14 protein-coding genes and 3 pseudogenes are annotated in these 18666 nt (G+C 58.5%); 5 read left to right on the top strand and 12 right to left on the bottom strand.

Translation table 11 applies throughout. The features are described 5' to 3' along the window. On the top strand, nucleotides 1–602 hold a 602-nt coding region (gene hemW, locus DPA2511_RS23805), incomplete at its 5' end, for a radical SAM family heme chaperone HemW (protein ID WP_035049407.1). 319 nt (nucleotides 603–921) lie between these two features. After that, on the top strand, nucleotides 922–1050 hold the full coding sequence (locus DPA2511_RS03950; protein WP_012764399.1) for an entericidin A/B family lipoprotein: 129 nt from the start codon (nucleotides 922–924) through the stop codon (nucleotides 1048–1050). Nucleotides 1051–1126: 76 nt separating this feature from the next. On the opposite strand, the gene DPA2511_RS03945 is transcribed toward DPA2511_RS03950, so the two are convergent. The 7 genes and pseudogenes from DPA2511_RS03945 to licT form a co-directional block, all read right to left on the bottom strand. Continuing rightward, on the bottom strand, nucleotides 1127–1603 hold the full coding sequence (locus DPA2511_RS03945) for a GNAT family N-acetyltransferase (RefSeq protein ID WP_012764398.1): 477 nt from the start codon (nucleotides 1601–1603) through the stop codon (nucleotides 1127–1129). 16 nt (nucleotides 1604–1619) lie between these two features. Next, nucleotides 1620–2833 (bottom strand): annotated as a pseudogene (gene lplT / locus DPA2511_RS21010) (lysophospholipid transporter LplT). Then, nucleotides 2830–4992, bottom strand: a complete 2163-nt coding sequence (gene aas, locus DPA2511_RS03935) for a bifunctional acyl-ACP--phospholipid O-acyltransferase/long-chain-fatty-acid--ACP ligase (protein ID WP_012764396.1) — start codon at nucleotides 4990–4992, stop codon at nucleotides 2830–2832. The pseudogene lplT and the gene aas overlap by 4 nt, the downstream one beginning before the upstream one ends. Before the next feature lie 303 nt (nucleotides 4993–5295). Then, entirely contained in the window at nucleotides 5296–6693 is a 1398-nt protein-coding gene (locus tag DPA2511_RS03930; protein WP_012764395.1) for a glycoside hydrolase family 1 protein, read from the bottom strand. A 24-nt stretch (nucleotides 6694–6717) separates the two neighbouring features. Beyond that, a complete protein-coding gene (locus DPA2511_RS03925; protein ID WP_012764394.1) occupies nucleotides 6718–8187 on the bottom strand; it encodes a glycoside hydrolase family 1 protein in 1470 nt (489 codons plus the stop codon). Between the two features lie 16 nt (nucleotides 8188–8203). After that, a pseudogene (locus tag DPA2511_RS21005) lies at nucleotides 8204–10083 on the bottom strand (beta-glucoside-specific PTS transporter subunit IIABC). Nucleotides 10084–10192: 109 nt separating this feature from the next. Further along, nucleotides 10193–11038 (bottom strand): BglG family transcription antiterminator LicT, encoded by an 846-nt coding sequence (gene licT / locus DPA2511_RS03915; RefSeq protein WP_012764392.1) that lies wholly within the window; start codon nucleotides 11036–11038, stop codon nucleotides 10193–10195. Nucleotides 11039–11674: 636 nt separating this feature from the next. On the opposite strand from licT, the gene galR reads away from it, so the two are divergent. Next, nucleotides 11675–12721 (top strand): HTH-type transcriptional regulator GalR, encoded by a 1047-nt coding sequence (gene galR, locus DPA2511_RS03910; RefSeq protein WP_012764391.1) that lies wholly within the window; start codon nucleotides 11675–11677, stop codon nucleotides 12719–12721. Nucleotides 12722–12731: 10 nt separating this feature from the next. Here galR and DPA2511_RS03905 read toward each other — a convergent pair whose 3' ends face one another. The 5 genes and pseudogenes from DPA2511_RS03905 to DPA2511_RS03885 form a co-directional block, all read right to left on the bottom strand. Further along, on the bottom strand, nucleotides 12732–13202 hold the full coding sequence (locus tag DPA2511_RS03905; RefSeq protein WP_012764390.1) for a GNAT family N-acetyltransferase: 471 nt from the start codon (nucleotides 13200–13202) through the stop codon (nucleotides 12732–12734). Nucleotides 13203–13205: 3 nt separating this feature from the next. Beyond that, on the bottom strand, nucleotides 13206–13973 hold the full coding sequence (locus DPA2511_RS03900) for an FCD domain-containing protein (RefSeq protein WP_012764389.1): 768 nt from the start codon (nucleotides 13971–13973) through the stop codon (nucleotides 13206–13208). An 84-nt stretch (nucleotides 13974–14057) separates the two neighbouring features. Continuing rightward, a complete protein-coding gene (locus DPA2511_RS03895; RefSeq protein WP_012764388.1) occupies nucleotides 14058–14375 on the bottom strand; it encodes a PTS sugar transporter subunit IIB in 318 nt (105 codons plus the stop codon). Between the two features lie 8 nt (nucleotides 14376–14383). Then, nucleotides 14384–15819 (bottom strand): annotated as a pseudogene (locus DPA2511_RS21000) (glycoside hydrolase family 1 protein). A 132-nt stretch (nucleotides 15820–15951) separates the two neighbouring features. Then, entirely contained in the window at nucleotides 15952–17292 is a 1341-nt protein-coding gene (locus tag DPA2511_RS03885; protein ID WP_012764386.1) for a PTS sugar transporter subunit IIC, read from the bottom strand. Between the two features lie 234 nt (nucleotides 17293–17526). On the opposite strand from DPA2511_RS03885, the gene DPA2511_RS03880 reads away from it, so the two are divergent. After that, nucleotides 17527–17853, top strand: coding sequence for a PTS lactose/cellobiose transporter subunit IIA (locus tag DPA2511_RS03880; protein ID WP_012764385.1), 327 nt, complete (start codon nucleotides 17527–17529; stop codon nucleotides 17851–17853). 423 nt (nucleotides 17854–18276) lie between these two features. Beyond that, on the top strand, nucleotides 18277–18666 hold a 390-nt coding region (locus DPA2511_RS20995; RefSeq protein WP_035049403.1), incomplete at its 3' end, for a LacI family DNA-binding transcriptional regulator.

Here is an 18666-nt window from a genome sequence, read left to right as displayed (position 1 = left end):
ATCTGCGCCAGGCCATCGAACTCAGCCCGCCGCACCTGTCCTGGTATCAGTTGACGATCGAGCCGAATACCCTGTTCGGCTCCCGCCCGCCGCGCCTGCCGGACGACGATGCGCTGTGGGACATCTTCGAACAGGGGCATCAGTTGTTGAGCGCAGCCGGGTATCAGCAGTATGAAACGTCCGCCTACGCCAAACCCGGCTACCGCTGCCGCCACAATCTCAATTACTGGCGTTTCGGCGACTATCTGGGGATTGGCTGCGGCGCGCACGGCAAGCTGTCGTTTGCAGATGGGCGCATCCTGCGCACCGTCAAAACCCGCCACCCACGCGGCTATATGCAGGGCAACTACCTGCACCAGAGCAATGAGGTGGCGATGGCTGATCGGCCGTTCGAATACTTCATGAACCGCTTCCGTTTACTGGAAGCCGCGCCACGGGACGATTTCACCGCGCTGACCGGTCTGCCGGAAAGCGCGGTACGCCGCCAGATCGACGACGCGCTGCGCCAGGGCTACCTGACGGAAAGTGCCGACCACTGGCAGATCACTCAACACGGCAAGCTGTTTCTGAATTCATTGCTGGAGCTGTTTCTGACGGAATAAAGCGGCTGCGGGTTGCCAGTGAGAAGCGGTAGTGCGTGGCGTGAAAATGCATGGAGTGGACGTTCGTGGCGTGAAAGTGCATGAAGTGGAAGTGCGTAGAGCGGAAGTGCGTGGAGCGTGGCGAAACCCGCGGCTTGTCTTCAGAGAGACTCGCCCGCCACTCGTCGTCAGCGACGACATTCAGCACGCCGGGCGCAGTTTCCGGCATGGGCCGGTAAGCATTGTGCGGCCCGCATTGAATCCCGGCGATCGATTATGACAAAGTAGAGACAGGGCTTTTCCCCCCGCGAGGGAAAAGCGTCAGCAAAGGATACCGACAATGAAAACGATAACCGCCATGATCATGGTGCTGCTGCTGGCCGCCAGCCTCAGCGGCTGTAATACCGCCCGTGGCTTTGGCCAGGATGTTCAGAAACTCGGCGGCGCCATCTCCCGCACCGCCAATTAACCCTTGCCCGGCGCCGCCAGCGCGTCGGGCAGGAGTCCCCCCGACATCGTCCCTTCGGTTCAACCATCCCCTCGGTTCAACCGTGCGTCGGCTGGGCCGGCGACTGCATCGGCAGGTGCGCAATACCGTCCTCGTCGTAGCCGTCGCCGCATACGCAAAATCCGTGCTGCTCATAGAAATGCTGCAAATGGGCCTGCGCGGAAAGAAACAGCGCTTTCCCCGGCCAGTGGCGGGCGCAAGCCTGAATAGCATGTTCCATCAACGAGTGCCCGACCCGCTGCCCGCGCACTGCGGGAGAAACAACAACCCGACCAATAGTCACCGCGTCGCGCCCCGGACGAGGCGCCAGCAACCGGGCGCAAGCCACCAGTTTGCCATTCAGCCAGGCGGTGACGTGGCGGTTGCCGTCCACCAGATCCAGGCCGTCCAGATCCTGATAAGCACATTGTTGTTCAACGACGAACACCTGGCTGCGCAACGCCAGAATGTCATACAGCGCATACAGATTCAGTTCTTTGATATTCCAGTCATGCCAAGTCAGATTCGTTGCCACTTGCCGCTCTCCGTCGTTATTCCCGCGCCTGTTGGCGCTGTTTTATCGCCATCCACGCCCACAACCCGACAATCGCCAGCGCAAACAGCACGCCAAATGCCACGCCGATGACGATAACCGGCACACCCAGTTTCACCACCAGCGAATATACCGCCAGCATCAACAGCATGGCGGTGTTTTCCCCCAGATTTTGCACCGCGATGGCATGGCCTGCGCCGACGCTTTCCCGCCCGCGCTCTTGCAACAAGGCGTTGAGCGGCACGATGAAAAAACCGCCCAGCGCGCCCAATACCATCAGGCAACCGTAAGCGTTCATCAGGCTATGTTGCAAGGTAAACACCACCACCATCACGCCGATCAACACCCCGGCGGGCAGGCAGCGCCAGACGTTTTGCAGCGAAACCAGTTTCCCCGCCGCCGCCGCGCCAAGCACGATCCCCACCGCCACCATGGCGTTCAGCAAGGTCGGCGTAGAATTGTCGCTGATGCCCAGCGCCAACGGCACCCACAGCACCAGCAGAAAGCGCAGCACCACGCCCGCGCCCCAAAACATGCCGGTTCCGACCAGGGAAAAGCGGGTCTCGCCGTTTTGCCACAGCGCTCGGCAGGCACAGAGAAACGAGCGGGTCATGCGCGCCGGATGCCAGGACGAACCGGGACGCGCCGCCGCCAGACGCGGAATCAGCAGGTTGGCGGCCAGCGCCGCGCCATACGCCAGCGCACAGGCCGCCAGCGCGCCGTAAATGTTCCAGTCCGCCAGCACGCCGCCCGCAACGGAACCGGTCAGGATCGCCGCGATCGTCGACGCCTCCATCAGGCCGTTAGCCTTGACCAGTTGGTCGCCGCGGGTCAGCTCGCCCAGAATGCCGTATTTGGCGGGCGAATAGGCCGCCGCCCCCAGCCCCACCAGCGTATAGCCCAAAAACGGGTTGCCGCCGAAACAGATGAGCAACGCGCTGGCCAGTTTCAGACCATTGGCCAGCATCATCACCCGTCCCTTGGCGAAACTGTCGGCAAACTGCCCGACAACGGCGCCAGCACAATGTAGGCCGCCACGAACCCCATTTGCAGAAACGGCTGACTCCAGTCGGGGTAGTGCTGCGCCTTCACCAGCGCCAGCGTGGCGAACAACAATGCGTTGTCGCCGAACGCGGAAAAAAACTGCGCCACCATCACCGCGTTCATACTGCGGGAAAACAGGCCGACGCGCGCAACGGACGGGGCGTTCATACCAACGGCTCCTGGTACTCCGCCAGCGCTCTGAGCGCGACAAAATCCGGTTTGCCGCTGCCGAGCAACGGTAGCGTTTTCATATAGCGAATATCGCGTGGCACCGTCAGCTCCGGCGCGCCGCTGCGGCGGGCCTCGGCCAGCAGCGCATCGCGGGTCAGCCCGGCGTCGGTGGTAAACAGCACCAGCGCTTCGCCTTTGCCGCTATCGCTGCGGGCGCTGGCGGCATGCTGCGCCGCAGGCGATGCCAGCAAGGCCAACTGTTCGACGCCTTCCAGCGAGATCATCTCTCCGGCCAGCTTGGCAAAGCGCTTCACGCGGCCGACGATGGCGCAGAACCCCTGTTCGTCCAGTTCGACCACGTCGCCGGTGTCATACCAGCCGGCTTCGCGCACGCCCTGCGCGTTGTCCGCCGCCGGCGTTTCCAACTCGCCGGGCTGCTCCACCCGCAGGTAGCCTTTCATCACGTTCGGCCCACGCAGTTGCAACTGCCCGCCCTGATGGATGCCGGGCACCGCAATCAGCCGGGATTCGATGCCGGGCAACAAGCGGCCCACCGTCTGTCGCTTACAGGCCATCGGCACATTGATGGCGACCACCGGCGCGCATTCGGTCACGCCGTAGCCTTCCAGAATGCGAATGCCGAATTTGTCCTGCCAGATTTGTCGCGTACTTTCCGACAGTTTTTCCGCCCCGGCCACCACATAGCGCAGACGGGCGAAATCGTAAGGATGTGCAAACCGGGCGTAATGCCCCAGAAAGGTCGAGGTACCAAACAGTACGGTACAGTTCCGGTCGTAGGTCAGCTCCGGCACGATGCGGTAATGCAACGGGCTGGGGTAGAGAAAGACTTTGGCGCCGGTAAGCAGCGGCGTCAGCAGCCCGACGGTCAGGCCGAAGGCATGAAACAACGGCAGCGACGACATAAAGCGATCGCGCGGGGTGAAATCCGCCACGGTGCGGATCTGCTCCACGTTGGCCAGCAGGCTATTGTGGGAGTGCACCACCCCCTTCGGATTGCCTTCCGAACCGGAGGTAAACAGGATAATGGCGGCGTCTTCCGGTTGCTGCGGGCGAATGGCGCGGGCGGGCAACAACAGGTGCAACAGGATCCACAATCGATCCGCCAGCGTCACGGTATCCTTCAGATCCTCCAGATAAACCCAGTTGGCTTCTTTGACCTGCTGCGGCAGGTGGGTGAGCTTGCCTTTCTCCAGAAACTGCCGCGACGTCACGATAGTGCGAATGCTGGCGGCCGTCATGGCGCTGCGAATACCGCTGGCGCCGGCGGTGTAATTCAGCATTGCCGGTACGCGGTCGCTCAACGACGCGCCCAGAATCGCGGCGGCAGTCACTGTGGCGTTGGGCAACAGCAGCCCGACGTGCTCGCGCTCAGCGGTGAAGCGTTGCAGAATGCGCGCCACGCCCAGCGATTTTTTCAGCAGCCCGTGGTAACTGTCCGGTTTAAAGGCGATGTCTTCGATACCGCCGGCGTGATAGCCATAGCGGGCGCAGGCGGCCAAAAACGCCTGATACAGCGTATGCCGCGGCCGCACCGCCATGCGCGCCTCCATCATGATGCGATGCAACGCTTCGCCCGCCAGTTCGCGGCGCTCCCGTGCGGTGGGGGCGTTCGGCATCGGCAATGGGCTCGGCGACAGAAAATGAATGGAGATCTGCGGAAACAGCCGACGCCGCAGCACGTCGCCAAGACGGCCGAAATGGGTGAACTCCGCCCCTTCAATCCGCACCGGCACCACGGCCGCGCCGGAGCGGGCGGCCACCAACGCCGCGCCGCTGTATATCTTCATCAAAGAACCGGTTACGGTGATGCGTCCTTCCGGAAAGACCACCACCGGACGCCCTTGTTCCACCCACCGGATCAGCTGTTTGATCGCCAGCGGTTTTGACGGATCCAACGGCAAAAAATCGATATAGGGTTTCAACCAACGCATGAACCAGCGATCGGCGATGGCAGAATAGACCGCGAACACCGGTTTGCTTTTCACCGGCAGAAACAACGCCATCAACGCGCCATCCAGAAAAGACACATGGTTTGGGGTAATTAATAGCTTTGACTGCTGGAAACCACTTTCATCCCCTGAGATCCGAATCCGGTACAGGTGTTTCAGCAACCAGCGTAAAAAGGCATAAATCATCCCACCCCCCTATAAACGTTGACCGATGTTCGGCGTTAACCCGCCAATACTGTGCTTATTCACCACGCGCCGGGCGCGGCCGAGACCGCGTCATCCCGTCGGTGAGACAAAGCGCTCACCATACTATAGCCACGGAAGTGGCTCCAGAATAACCGGCAGGAAAGCAGGAAAATCAACCCGGAATGTCGAGCGCCCAATGCAGGCAACACTGGAGGGATATGGCGGCGAGAAAACGCCGCCGGGAAGCGAATGTGGGCATCGTCACCCGCCGGCGCACCGGCAGATAACGATGGCCCGAGCGGGTCAGAGCTGCTCGCCGTTGGTCGCAATCACCTGGCGATACCAGTCGAAGCTCTTTTTCTTACGGCGCGCCAGCGTACCCTGGCCGTCATTGTCTTTATCCACGTAGATAAAACCGTAACGTTTTTTCATTTCGCCGGTACCCGCGCTGACGATATCGATCGGCCCCCACCAGGTATACCCCATGATCTCGCAGCCGTCGGCGATAGCTTCCGCCACCTCCTGCAAGTGCTGGCGGCCATAGCTGATGCGATCATCATCATCAATCGCGCCGTTTGCATCCGGCGTATCCACCGCGCCAAAACCGTTTTCGACGATAAACAACGGCTTTTCATAGCGATCCGCCAGCTCGTTACAGACCTGCCGCAGCCCTTTCGGGTCAATAGTCCAGCCCCAGGCGCTGCTTTTCAGGTAGGGGTTATCCAGCCCCACCACGCCGCCGGTATCCGCCAGCACCGGCATATCGGCCTGGTAGGTGGCGCTGCGGTAGTAGCTGAAACCGAGATAGTCCGACGGGTGCGCCGCCAGCAGCGCCAGATCGCCCGCGTCCATCACCGGTTCAATACCGTTTTCCCGCCACAACCGCTGGCTGTACGCCGGGTAATGACCGCGCATCATCACATCGGCGTAGAACAGCGAGCGGCGGCGGATCTGCAGGGTGGCGAACACATCGTCCGGATGACAACTGTGGGGATACAGGGTGCTGAGCGACAGCATGCAGCCGATTTTGGCCTGCGGGATAATCCGGTGACACAACTGGTTCGCCAGCGCGTTGGCGACGAACATGTGGTGGCTGGCCTGATAAATCGCCTGCAACCGCGCTTCCGGTGCGGGCCGGATCGCGCCGGTGGCAAACGGAATGCGATGCATATTGTTGAGTTCGTTGAACGTCATCCAATATTTCACCTTATCCCGATAGCGATGAAATACCGTCTCGCAGTAGCGGATGAAGAAATCCACCAGCCGGCGATCCTGCCAGCCGCCATAGCGCTGATACAACGCCAGCGGCGTTTCGTAATGCGACAGCGTGATCACCGGTTCAATGCCGTATTTGAGCAATTCGTCAAACAGCCGATCGTAAAACCGCAGGCCGGCTTCATTGGGCTCGGTTTCATCCCCTTGCGGAAAAATGCGCGACCAGGCGATCGAGGTACGAAAGCATTTGAACCCCATTTCGGCGAACAGCGCGATGTCTTCCGGGTAGCGATGATAAAAATCGATCGCCTCATGGCTGGGGTAATAGCGGGCGGGATCCACCGCCTCATCCGGCGCCCCCGCCACGATGCCGCCGCGCACCACATCGGCGATCGACGGCCCCTTGCCGTCCTCATTCCAGGCGCCCTCCGCCTGATTGGCGGCAATGGCGCCGCCCCATAAAAACCCTTGCGGGAAACGTGTCATGGTGACTCCTTAACGCACGGCCAATCAGGAAAGATCGTCGCCGTTGGTGGCGATCAGTTTGCGATACCAATAAAAGCTCTTCTTGCGCGAACGCTGCTGGGTACCGTGGCCCTCGTCATCCTGATCGACGTAGATAAAACCGTAGCGTTTGGAAATTTGCGCCGTCCCGGCGCTGACCACGTCGATCGGCCCCCACCAGGTGTAGCCGAACAGCTTCACCCCGTCCGCCAACGCCTCTTTCATTTGCGCCACATGCTGGCGCAGGTAGTCGATGCGGTACTCGTCGTCGATGGTGCCATCCGGGTTGACGGTATCCACCGCTCCCAGCCCGTTTTCGGCGATGAACAACGGCTTCTGGTAGCGATCGTACAGCTGGTTCAGCGCCAACCGCAGACCCTGCGGGTCTATTTGCCAGCCCCATTCGCTGGTGGGCAGATAGGGATTGCGGATACCGCCGGTGATCAGATTGCCGGTGACGCCTTCCAACCGTTCCGGATGCGCGCTGACGGTACTGGACATGTAATAGCTGAACGACACGTAATCCACCGGGTATTGCCGCAGGATGTCGTCATCCCCCTGCTGTTTTTGCAGCACCACGCCCTTCTCCGCCAGCATGCGGTCGGTATACGCCGGGTAATAGCCGCGCGCCTGCACGTCGCTGAAAAACAGCGATACCCGCTGCGCCTCTTCGCAGGCCTGTAAATCATCCGGATGGCAGGTGTTGGGGTAGAGGATCTGATAGCTGATCATGCAGCCCACCTGAGAGCCGGGAATAATCTGGTGGCAGGCCTTGGTCGCCAACGCGCTGGCGACGAACTGGTGGTGCGCCCCCTGGTACTTGTCCTGCTCCAGGTTCGGGTGATCCTCTTCGATCACCCCGACGCTGACGTAAGGGTGGTGTTTGACACAGTTGATTTCGTTGAAGGTCATCCAGTATTTGACCTTGTGCTTGTAACGCTCGAAAACCGTGGTGGCAAAGCGCACATAGAAATCGACCAGTTTACGATTCGGCCAGCCGCCGTATTCCGTCACCAGACACAGCGGCATTTCATAGTGGGACAGCGAGACGATCGGCTGAATATGGTGCGCCAGCAGGGTATCGAGCACTCGATCGTAGAACGCCAGCCCGGCCTCATTCGGCTCGGTTTCGTCGCCGCGTGGGAAGATGCGAGTCCAGGCGATGGACATGCGAAAGCATGTGAAGCCCATTTCGGCAAACAGCGCGATATCTTCCTTGTAGTGATAGTAAAAGCCATTGCCCTTGCGCTTCGGATAATACTTTTTGCTGTGCGGATCCTGGGCTTCCGCCACCTGCTGATGGGTCATGAACAGCCATTGATCCAGCCAGCGTTCTTTGGGCGTCTGGCTATCGAAGGTATACACGTCCGACACCGATAACCCCTTGCCGCCCACGTTCCAGGCACCTTCCAGCTGATTGGCCGCCGTGGCCCCGCCCCACAGAAAATCCGGCGGAAATGCGTTTGATACGCTCATGTTGTTCTCCTCTCCCTCAGGCCGCCGCAGCGGTCAATGTCATAAAGGCTTCGCGCGGGTGAACCGCCCCTTGCAACAGCGGCAACACCTCGCCATAGCATTCCGTATTGGTGACGATCACGATCACACTCGGGTCGATACCCTCTTCCCGTAGCGCGTCAAGATCGAAGCTCACCAGCGGTTCGCCCACCTCCACCATTTGTCCCGGCTGGGCGTGACGGACGAAATGGCGCCCCCCCAGCTTGACGGTATCAATGCCGATATGGATCAGCACTTCGGCACCGGTATCGCTTTTGAGCGTCAGCGCGTGGTTGGTATCAAATACCGACTCCAGCCGGCCGTTCACCGGCGACAGCAGCTCGCCGTTTTCCGGGTAGATGGCGATGCCTTTACCGAAGATCTCCTCCGAGAAGACCGGGTCGCTCAGCTCACGCAGCGACATCACCCGCCCGGCCACCGGCGCAAACAGTTGCTCGTTATGGTTGCCCAGCACCACCGGCGCGGCGGGGGCGACCGACTGCCCAACCGACGTTGCCGCCGTGGCTGCGGTTTTTTCTTCAAACCCCAGCACGCAGGTCACTACCGCTGCGGTCGTGAAGGAAATAGCCATGCTCGCCAGCGCGTAAAGGAAGGTCGGCCCCACCAGCGCAGGCAAGCCCGGCAGCCCGCTCAATGCGAACGCATAGGTTTTCACGCCGAAAAACATGGCGAAGGAGCCGCCGCAGGCACCGCCGATCAACGCAGCGGCAAATGGACGTTTGAAGCGGATGTTGATGCCGTACATCGCCGGTTCGGTGATGCCCATGGTGGCGGTCAGGCTGGTCGACAACGCCAGCGACTTGGTTTCTTGTCGCGAGCGCGCAGGAAGACGCCGAACGCCGCGCCGGCCTGCCCCATGTTGGCCACATAGAAAATAATCTTGAAGGGATCGAACCCCATCTTGCTGATGTTGTTGATCATGATGGGGATCAGCACGTAGTGCATGCCGGTGATGATAATCATCGATAAGGTGCCGCCCAGCACCAGACCCGCGACGATACCCATGTTATCCACCAGCCAGACAATGCCGGTCGAGAGGTGGTTGCCGACCAGAATACCGAGCGGCCCAATGGCGATCAGCATCACCGGCGCGACGATAAGCAGGGTAAACAACGGGACGAACATGGTTTTCAGCGCGCCGGGCATGATGCGATCGACCCCTCGTTCCACCCAGGACATCAGCCATACCGCCAGCAGGATCGGGATCACCGACGAGGCGTAGGACACCGGTGATACCGGCAGCCCCAGAAAGGCGATCTCGCCGCCGCCCTGGAAGAGCTTCATCAACGTGGGATGCAGCAGCGTGGCAGCCAATGCCACCGCCACATACGGGTTGCAGCCAAATTTATGGGCGGCGCTGAACGCCAGCACCAGCGGCATAAAATAGAAGATACCGTCGCTGATGGCAGACAGGATCAGGTAGGTCTGGTTGGTGGCGGATACCCACTTCAGGGCGATCAGCAGCGACAGAATCCCTTTCAGGATACCGGCCCCGGCAATGGCGGGGATGATCGGGGAGAAGATACTGGAAAACGCCTCCAGCAGCGCGGATACCGGATGACGCGATGTCCCGGCGGCAGACTTTTCAGGCGCCTGACGCGCCAGCAGCGGGAACTGCTGCACCAGCGCCCGATAAACATCGGCGACCTCGTTGCCGATGATGACCTGGAACTGCTCGCCGGCCACATTGATACCAATCACACCGTCTAATGCTTCCAGACCGTCCCGGTTAATTTGCCGATTATCGTGTACGTAAAAACGCAACCGGGTAATACAGTGAAAAACCTGTTGAATATTTTCCGCCCCGCCAATAAGGGCCACTATATTCTTTGCTGTCTCCTGATAATTCGTGGACATGACAATTCCTCTTTCCAGAAAGAAATCTTACGATTTCGGCAACAACCGCCCGATAATTAGCACGGCGCCTTGTTTCCTCTGGGGTTTGCCTGATTGAACAGTAACAAGCCTATTCGGAATGATGTAAACGATGAATAATATTATCGATATGAATGGTCAGATAGAGTTTCTCCGAATTACTCATGACATGATGATAATGGTTGTTAATAAATAGACTGATGGCTTCCACGCACCCGAGGGTTTTTTGATAACGCTGTTGCACCATGGTAAATAGATCGCCATCATCATTTTCCAGCGTCATTCCTTCCACCACGCGCTGGGCAAAAAACTTCAGGTGGGTAATGAACCGATGATAATTACTGCTATTTTCATCCAACGACACCTGAAAATAATATTTTACGATGTTCTGCACCTGATAAATTAATTGCGTAATCTGCCTCATATTGCCGATATCGTCATTCAGTTCGGCATTCACGATATGCAGCGCAATGCTGCACGCCTCATCTTCCGGCAGGCTGACGTGCAGTTTCTCGGCAATCAGCGCCAGCGCCTGGGCCGCCACCGCATATTCCTGCCGGTAGAAACGGCGTACCTCCCAGTGCAGCGGGTTGCGGATGACCGTGCCGTCGCGCTGGCAGTTCAGGGCGAATGTCAGATGATCGGCCAACGTGACATAAATCCCTTCGCTGAGCCGTTGTTGCAGTGTCCGTCGGGCCAATTCCACAATATCGTCGGTTAATTGTAATACCGCCAACGGCACTTCATGCACCAGATCTTTAAATCGGGCTGAGATTGCGTCATCCTGCAGACGGAATATTTTTTCAATCCGGGAATCGTCCACCTCTTCGCCGGTATGAGAATGAAAACCCAATCCGCAACCGGTTAAGATAAGCTCCTGCCCCTGATTATCAATGACGCTGACTACATTATTATTCAGGACCTGAGTTATCCTCATCGCATTTCTCCTGAAAACAAAACGGGCAAAACTTAAATACAGCCAATTAAACCATCATTTGATGGAACATTGTTGCTGCACTTAAGTTTTGCCCGCCGAACGGTAACAAGCCTTATGCAATAACAGGAAATTATCACCCGTTATTTTTTGCGTCAATCCGCGCCGACATCGACACTCTGATTTCTTTATTATTTGTGACCAGCGTATTATTTTTCGACCGCGATAAAATACAGGCAAAAAAAAACCTACGCATCCGCGTAGGTTGGTGCAATTAGAATGGTTCAATGTGAAGAACACATCGATTTGTCACCCATCAATACCTCTGGGACTTGTTACTCTAAAGACAGTTGCACTCAATCACGAGGACATAATCGAAAGATAACTCTGCGAAGTGCAACCAACTGTAAAATTTTCAATTCTCAAGTAATAACCTGGGAAATCATCGTGCAGCGATAGATGCCGCCCTGCTCCACCGTGCGGCTACATCCACTCTCACCTTAAGTTGCGATCGTGCTCTCTTGCGGCCGACGGCCAATTTCGTAACACTTGGCCTGAACACCAGAAATCAGGCGGCATCCCTGTACTGACGCAGCGTCAGGAAAGGCCGCCAACACTTATAAAAACGGAAAAAAATCAATGCCGACCATCAAGGACGTTGCCCGACTGGCAGGGGTGTCAGTGGCAACCGTATCGCGCGTCATCAATGACTCGCCCAAGGCCAGTGAGCAGGCGCGCCGCGCCGTACAACAGGCCATGCAGCAGTTGCAGTACCACCCGAACGCCAACGCGCGGGCGCTGGCCCAGCAGTCCACCGAAACACTGGGGCTGGTGGTGGCGGATGTCTCCGACCCCTTTTTCGGCAGTATGGTCAAGGCGGTGGAGCAGGAAGCCTACCGCACCGGCAATTTCCTGTTGATCGGCAACGGCTACCATGTGGCGCACAAAGAACGGCAGGCTATCGAGCAGTTGCTGCGTCACCGCTGCGCGGCGTTGGTGGTGCACGCTAAAACGCTGCCGGATGAAGAGCTGGCGCAACTGATGGCGCAGACCCCCGGCATGGTGCTGATCAACCGTATTCTGCCGGGATACGAAGCGCGCTGCGTGGCGCTGGACGACCGCTACGGCGCCTGGCTGGCGACTTGTCATCTGATTCGTCAGGGCCATCGCCATATCGGCTTTCTCTGCTCGAACCACCCGATCTCCGACGCCAGCGACCGGCTGCAAGGGTATCGGGACGCACTGGCCGAGCACGATATTGCCTTGGATGAACAGCTGATTGCCTACGGCGAACCGGATGAAACCGGCGGCGAGGAAGCGATGACGGAACTGCTGGTGCGCGGCCGGCCGCTGACCGCCGTCGCCTGCTATAACGACCCCATGGCGGCAGGCGCGCTGGCCGTGCTCAGCGACAACGGCATCGACGTGCCGCGGGACATTTCCCTGATAGGGTTCGACGATGTACTGCTGTCGCGCTACCTGCGGCCAAGACTGACCACCATCCGCTACCCCATCGCCACCATGGCGACGCAGGCGGCTCAAATGGCGCTGGCACTGGCTAACAACACGCCAATGGATAACCCCATCAACCTGTTCCACCCAACGTTGGTACGCAGGCATTCGGTGGCAGGACGTTCGACGCTACGGCATGACGACCAACCACAAGGGACACCTGAACAGGAATAAACCCAGGCCGTCAGTCGTTGACGACAGACGTCAACGACTGGTGGTAGATACGCACCGTTTTATCCGGGTACTCCGGCGCATCGCCGATATAGCGCCAGCCGTGTTTTTCGTAGTAACCGCTAAACGTGGCGTACAGGTAGAGGTCGTCAAAACCGGCATCGCGGCTGTACTCCAGCACAAAACGCTGTAATTCACGGCCTAACCCGCGATCGCGCCAGGCGTCATCCACATACAGCGCCGCCAGCCAAGGGGTCAGATCCTGACGGCTGATCAGATCGCAGCGCCACAGCCCGACGGTACCCACCAGTTGGCCGGCCTCCAGCGCGACAAACGTCAACGGCAGCGCCTTTTTGTCCATGCTGTGATGCACCACACTGGCGAAAACATCCCGGCTCAGTCCGTCGCCAAACGCCTGCCATAACCAGTCCGTCACCGGCTGCTCAAACTGCGGATAGTCCGCCAGGAAGCCTATCGTCGCCATGTTCTACACTAATTTACCTTGAAAAATAGGAACAGAATCAAAAAGATAGCCATCAAACTCTGGCGCATCGGCATCGGAGATTTCCATCAGCGTGTTTTTGACGTTTTCCAGATGTTGCCACATCGACTGCCAGGAGCCGGTGACATCGCGGCGACGCAGCGCCGCCAGAATGGCCTGATGATCCGCCAGCCATTTCAACCGGTAGCCGTGGGTGCCCACATGGCTGTAAAGCTGCTGCCAGATGGGGCTTTCATCGCGGCAGCTCCAGATATTGCCCACCGTCTCCAGCAACATTTGGTTTTGCGTAGCGCCCGCTATCTGGAGATGAAAGATTTTGTCGAAATCGCTGCGGTAGTCGTTGGCGGCAATGGCTGCCTGCTCCAGTTCCAGCGTATGGCGGAGTTTTTCAATATCCTGGCGGGTCGCCATCCGGGCGGCAAAGGCGGCGATGTTGCTTTCCAGCAATTGACGCGCCTGCAGCATTTCGAACGCGCCGATGCGGTTGGTCGCGCTCGGCAGCGCATCCTCCGCCGTCGGGACACGCAAGACATAAACCCCCGACCCCTGACGGATATCTACGGTTCCCTCCAGTTCCAACATCAACAGTGCTTCACGCACAATAGTACGGCTAACACCGTATGTTTCGGCGATATTACGCTCCGGAGGCAGTCTCGACCCCACGGGGTATTCCCCCATCTGGATTTTCGTCCTCAGGTCGCCACCAATCTCCTGATATTGCTTTCTTTCTTGCAGAACTACATCCTTCGCCACGATGCCACCCTGAACGGCTGAGAAATTGAACGGCGCAACCCGCCGGGAGCGACGGTCAACCCGCGCCCCGACGGTTGCAGCGCGTCAGTTTACCAAACTCAGCGCCTGATCGAGTACCTTGGCGCCATTTAACGTGCCGTAAGCCGTGGCGTCGATCACCGCGATGGGCACATGGTACGCATCCGTCAGTTTCTTGTTTTCCGCCAGTTTGAAGCGCACCTGCGGCCCGAGCAGCACCGCAATGATATCGTTGCCAAAGGTTTGCAGCTCATCACGCAGGTTCTGTTCGGGAATAGCGTAAATCTGGTATTCCAGCCCGCGGGCGGTCGCTTCCTTCTCCATCTTTGTTACCACCAGAGACGTGGACATCCCTGCCGAGCAGGCCAGTACAATCCGTTTCATGTTGCCCCCTATTTATTTTCATCATCCCGTTCAAACTCCAGCACGCCGGCATCGCGCACCCGGCGGAACCAATCCGCCGATTTTTTCGGCCGTCGCTGCCGGTCATGCTCCAGATCGATCTCAATCAATCCGTAGCGGTTTTTGAACGCATTCATCGGAGAAACGTTATCGGTAAAGGCCCACAGCATATAGCCCTGACAGTTGGCCCTTCCTGCCGCGCCCGCAACGTCCAGTACAAATGCTCGACGATGAAGGCGATGCGGTAATCATCCTGCACCACGCCGTCGGCGTCTTTGAACTGGCTTTCGTTTTCGATGCCCATCCCGTTTTCGGCCACAAACCAGGGGATATTGCCGTACTCCAGGCGGAGGCGCTGCGCCATGTCGTAAATGATGCGCGGGTTAATCTCCCAACCACGCGATTTATTCATGCGGCGGCCGGGCAGTTCAAAGTGTTCGTAATAGTAGGCCGGGTGGAACGGCGTGGCGCTGTTCCACGCGCGACTGGGTGCCTTAACCCGGTGCGGGTAGTACAGATTAATGCCCACTTCGTCGACGGTATTGTTGCGGATGATCGTCAGTTCTTCATCGGTGTAGTCCCAGCGGACTTGGTGTTTTTCCAGCAACGCCACCAGCTCCGGCGGGTACTCGCCCTTAATGGCCGGATCCAAAAACACCCGGTTGTAAAACAGATCATAAATACGCGCCGCGTCCACATCGTGCGGTGCGCTGGAGCGGGGATAGGTCACTTCCGGATTCAGGATCACCCCGATGCTGCCGCCCTGCCGGTGATAGCCTTGCGCGCGGAACAGTTGCACCACTTTGGCCGTCGCCAGATTCTTATGGTGATTCCACTGCATCCAGGTATGGGTGTTCTGCTCATAGGGGTAGCGTACCGCATCCAGATAAACGCGGGTCTGCACCACGATCGGCTCGTTAAACGTGAACCAGCGTTTAACCCGGCCCGCATAACGCGCGAACACCGCCGCCGCATACTGTACAAACCACTCAACCACCTGCTTGGACGACCAGCCCTGATACTTTTCGAACAGCACCGCCGGCAGTTCGTAATGCTCAAGGCACAGCATCGGCTCTATCCCCTGGCGCAGCATTTCATCGATCAGATTATCGATGTAACCGGCATACTCTTCGTCCACCACGCCGTTCTCGTAGTCGAGCATGAAGCGCGACCAGTTGATAGACGTGCGGTAGTGCGTGAGCCCCACCTGTTTCATCAGCGCCACATCTTCGCGGTAGCGGTTGTAAAAATCGGTGGCCACCGCCGGGCCGTAGCCGTCATGCCAGACCTGCCGGTCACGCTGGTACCACAGATCCAGGTAGGAATCCTGCCCCGTTTTTTTACCCGACCACCCTTCGGTCTGCCAGGCGGACGCCGCCGCCCCCAGAATGAACCCTTCCGGAAGGGCTATCGATACCTTACTCATGCCTGTCTCCCTCTGAATCATGTCAGTCGATGACGCCCGGCGCCGTTCAGCCCTGCCCGCGGCCGACGGAACCAAGCGCCACAATCAGATACGCCGTCACGCCGGGGTTCCCAGCCCCCGGCATGAGCGATATCACCGTGCCGCCGTGGCTGTCGCTTCGGCCTCCGCTTCGCGCTGCGCCTGTTCCGCCCGACGGGAAGCCACCTTGACGAAAGGCAGGTAGATCAGCGTCGCGGTAATGATGCACACCACCTGCGTCGCCACTGCGCCCATCGAGCCGGCGGTCGACAGCCAGGCGTTGATCAACGGCGGCGTGGTCCAGGGCACCATCACCACCGCCTTGCCGGCGAAGCCCATGCTGGTGGCGATGTAGCCGATGGTGCCGGTCACTAACGGCGTGATGATGAACGGGATCGCCAGAATCGGGTTCAGCATGATCGGCATCCCGAAAATCACCGGTTCATTGATGTTGAAAATGCATGGGCCGAAGGAAATCTTGGCGATCTCTTTCATCTCCCGGCGTTTGGAGGCAATCATCACCGCCAGCAGCAGGCCGATGGTCAGCCCGGAACCGCCGATGCTCATGTACACATCCCAGAACGGCATGGTGATGATGTTGGGGATATCGTGCCCCTGCTCGAACGCCGTCATATTGACCGCGATGGCGCCCAACAGCAGCGGCTCGCGGATCGGTTTGATCATCTGGTTGCCGTGAATGCCGATGACCCAGAACAGCTGCGCCACAAACATCAGCACCAGCAAGCCCGGCAGGCTTTGCACCACCGCTTCCAGCGGCTGCTGCACCACCATATAAATGGCGTCATACAGGTACATACCGGTGACTTTCTGGAAGGTAAAACCAAAGGTCGCCACCAGCGTGACGGTGATGATTGCCGGGATCAGCGCCGAGAAAGAAGCGGACACATTAGGCGGTACGCTGTCCGGCATTTTGATGCGCAATCGATCCATCGATTCCAGTTTCGAGTAGATCTCTACCGAAAGAATGGCGATGAACATGCCGAGGAACAGGCTTTTGGTATCGGTGAACTGCCGGGCCAGCACGTCCTTCACCGGCAGGGTCTGGCCGTTGATCACCATGTCGATGGTGGTGGGGTTTACCGAAACAAAACAGATGATCGCCAGCAACCCCGGAAACAGGCTGCGCGACCCGTTAATGCGCCCTAATTCGATCCCGATCAAAAAAACGGCGCCAATCGTCAGAAAATTCAGCGTGGCATAGTTAATACTGCCCATGATGGGTTTGAGCGGCGCCAGAAACGAAAACAGGGCAAAACTTGCCAGACCGTTTTTAGGATCAAGCACCATGTTGGAGATCAGCACGGAGAAAGCGCCGACGATGATAACCGGCATCAGGGTAATGAATGATGCCTTGATCGCCATGATGTATCTCAGGCTATTGAATCGGTTGGCAAACGATCCTAATGCATCGATTGCCTGGTCCTTGAATGACATAACTCCACCTCTTTGATGTACCTGTGTTTCAGGGGTTGTTGTTATCAGGAGCCGCAGCTCCCGTAGTGGCCGTTACGCGCGGAAGTATGGACAGCAGGTTCAGCGCTCTCGCGTTTGGCATACCAAAAATAAGAACAAGGCGGTTATTTTTCTGTGACATTGTTCTCACATGCCATTATTGGAATTCCAATAGTATCTAAAACGTGATTTTTGGCATACCAAGAGGAGAGTGAGATGGAAATTGATATGGAGCAGACGGTCATGGAACTGCTGATCAACGCCGGCGAAGCGCGATCCAACGCGATGATGGCCATTCAGGCCGCCCGTCAGCAGGAGTGGCAACAGGCGGATGAGCTACTCGGCGCCTCGCAGGATGCGGCCCGCAATGCGCACAAGATCCAAACCCAACTGATCGGTCTGGATGAGGGCGAAGGCAAAGTGCCGGTCAACCTGATTATGGTGCACGCGCAGGATCACCTGATGACCGCCATGCTATGTCGCGATTTGGCAGAAGAGCTCATCCTGCTGCGTCGGGAGCTGTTTCAGCGCCCAAACGCCTGACTCGCACCGACAATCCGGAAGCAACGCTGCGGCCACCGTCATATCGCCCGCAGCAAGCAGACCCGGCGGGCAAAGATGAAAAGACGCTCGCCGTCTCGTCCCATGGTTGCCCTTTTCCTGTTCAGGCTCAGGGCCTGGTTGATCCACCGGGGATCCACATCAGCACCGTGATACATGCTCACCCGCGCAATCTCATGCAAGCGGCAGGCCATGCCCGAACACGCTATGGTAAAATGATGCCATATCTATAATGTCATTCAGTTAAATACGGTTGCATCGGGGACGCGCGGGGAGCAGCTCCCGCTATGCGCCCTCACTCTTGCGGTCGCCTGCCGGCGCCGGGGGTTAACTGACGGGCATTAGCCGGGCTTAGCGCATCACGGCGCGACCGGCCATCTCAACCAATCAAACGGGTGGCTATCCATGATTACCATGCTCGATGTAGCCAAACATGCCAGGGTTTCCAAAGCCACGGTATCGCGGGTGCTGAACGGCACCGGACAAGTGCGGCAAAGCACGCGGGAGGCGGTATTCCGCGCCATGTCGGAACTGGGCTACCGCCCCAACTTTCTGGCGCGTTCGCTGGCGCACCGCAGTTCAAACAGTCTGGGGCTGGTGGTGTCCAACTTTGACGGCCCCTACTTCGGCCGGCTGTTGCGCCGGGCGGCGGAGCGTACCGAAGCCAGCGGCAAGCACCTGATCGTCACCGACGGTCACGACACCCCGGAGGACGAGCAGCAAGCGGTACAGTTGCTGATCGACCGCCGCTGCGACGCCATCGTGCTCTATACCCGTTACATGTCCGACGCCGCG

The sequence above is a fragment of the Musicola paradisiaca NCPPB 2511 genome, from assembly GCF_000400505.1.
Classification (GTDB): domain Bacteria; phylum Pseudomonadota; class Gammaproteobacteria; order Enterobacterales; family Enterobacteriaceae; genus Musicola; species Musicola paradisiaca.
This window is presented reverse-complemented; position numbering and strand designations above follow the sequence as displayed.

Coding starts and splice junctions, on each gene's coding strand:
- DPA2511_RS03950 (WP_012764399.1), top strand. CDS start 922: ATGAAAACGATAACCGCCATGATCATGGTGCTGCTGCTGGCCGCCAGC.
- aas (WP_012764396.1), bottom strand. CDS start 4,992: ATGATTTATGCCTTTTTACGCTGGTTGCTGAAACACCTGTACCGGATT.
- DPA2511_RS03930 (WP_012764395.1), bottom strand. CDS start 6,693: ATGACACGTTTCCCGCAAGGGTTTTTATGGGGCGGCGCCATTGCCGCC.
- DPA2511_RS03925 (WP_012764394.1), bottom strand. CDS start 8,187: ATGAGCGTATCAAACGCATTTCCGCCGGATTTTCTGTGGGGCGGGGCC.
- licT (WP_012764392.1), bottom strand. CDS start 11,038: ATGAGGATAACTCAGGTCCTGAATAATAATGTAGTCAGCGTCATTGAT.
- galR (WP_012764391.1), top strand. CDS start 11,675: ATGCCGACCATCAAGGACGTTGCCCGACTGGCAGGGGTGTCAGTGGCA.
- DPA2511_RS03905 (WP_012764390.1), bottom strand. CDS start 13,202: ATGGCGACGATAGGCTTCCTGGCGGACTATCCGCAGTTTGAGCAGCCG.
- DPA2511_RS03895 (WP_012764388.1), bottom strand. CDS start 14,375: ATGAAACGGATTGTACTGGCCTGCTCGGCAGGGATGTCCACGTCTCTG.
- DPA2511_RS03885 (WP_012764386.1), bottom strand. CDS start 17,292: ATGTCATTCAAGGACCAGGCAATCGATGCATTAGGATCGTTTGCCAAC.
- DPA2511_RS03880 (WP_012764385.1), top strand. CDS start 17,527: ATGGAAATTGATATGGAGCAGACGGTCATGGAACTGCTGATCAACGCC.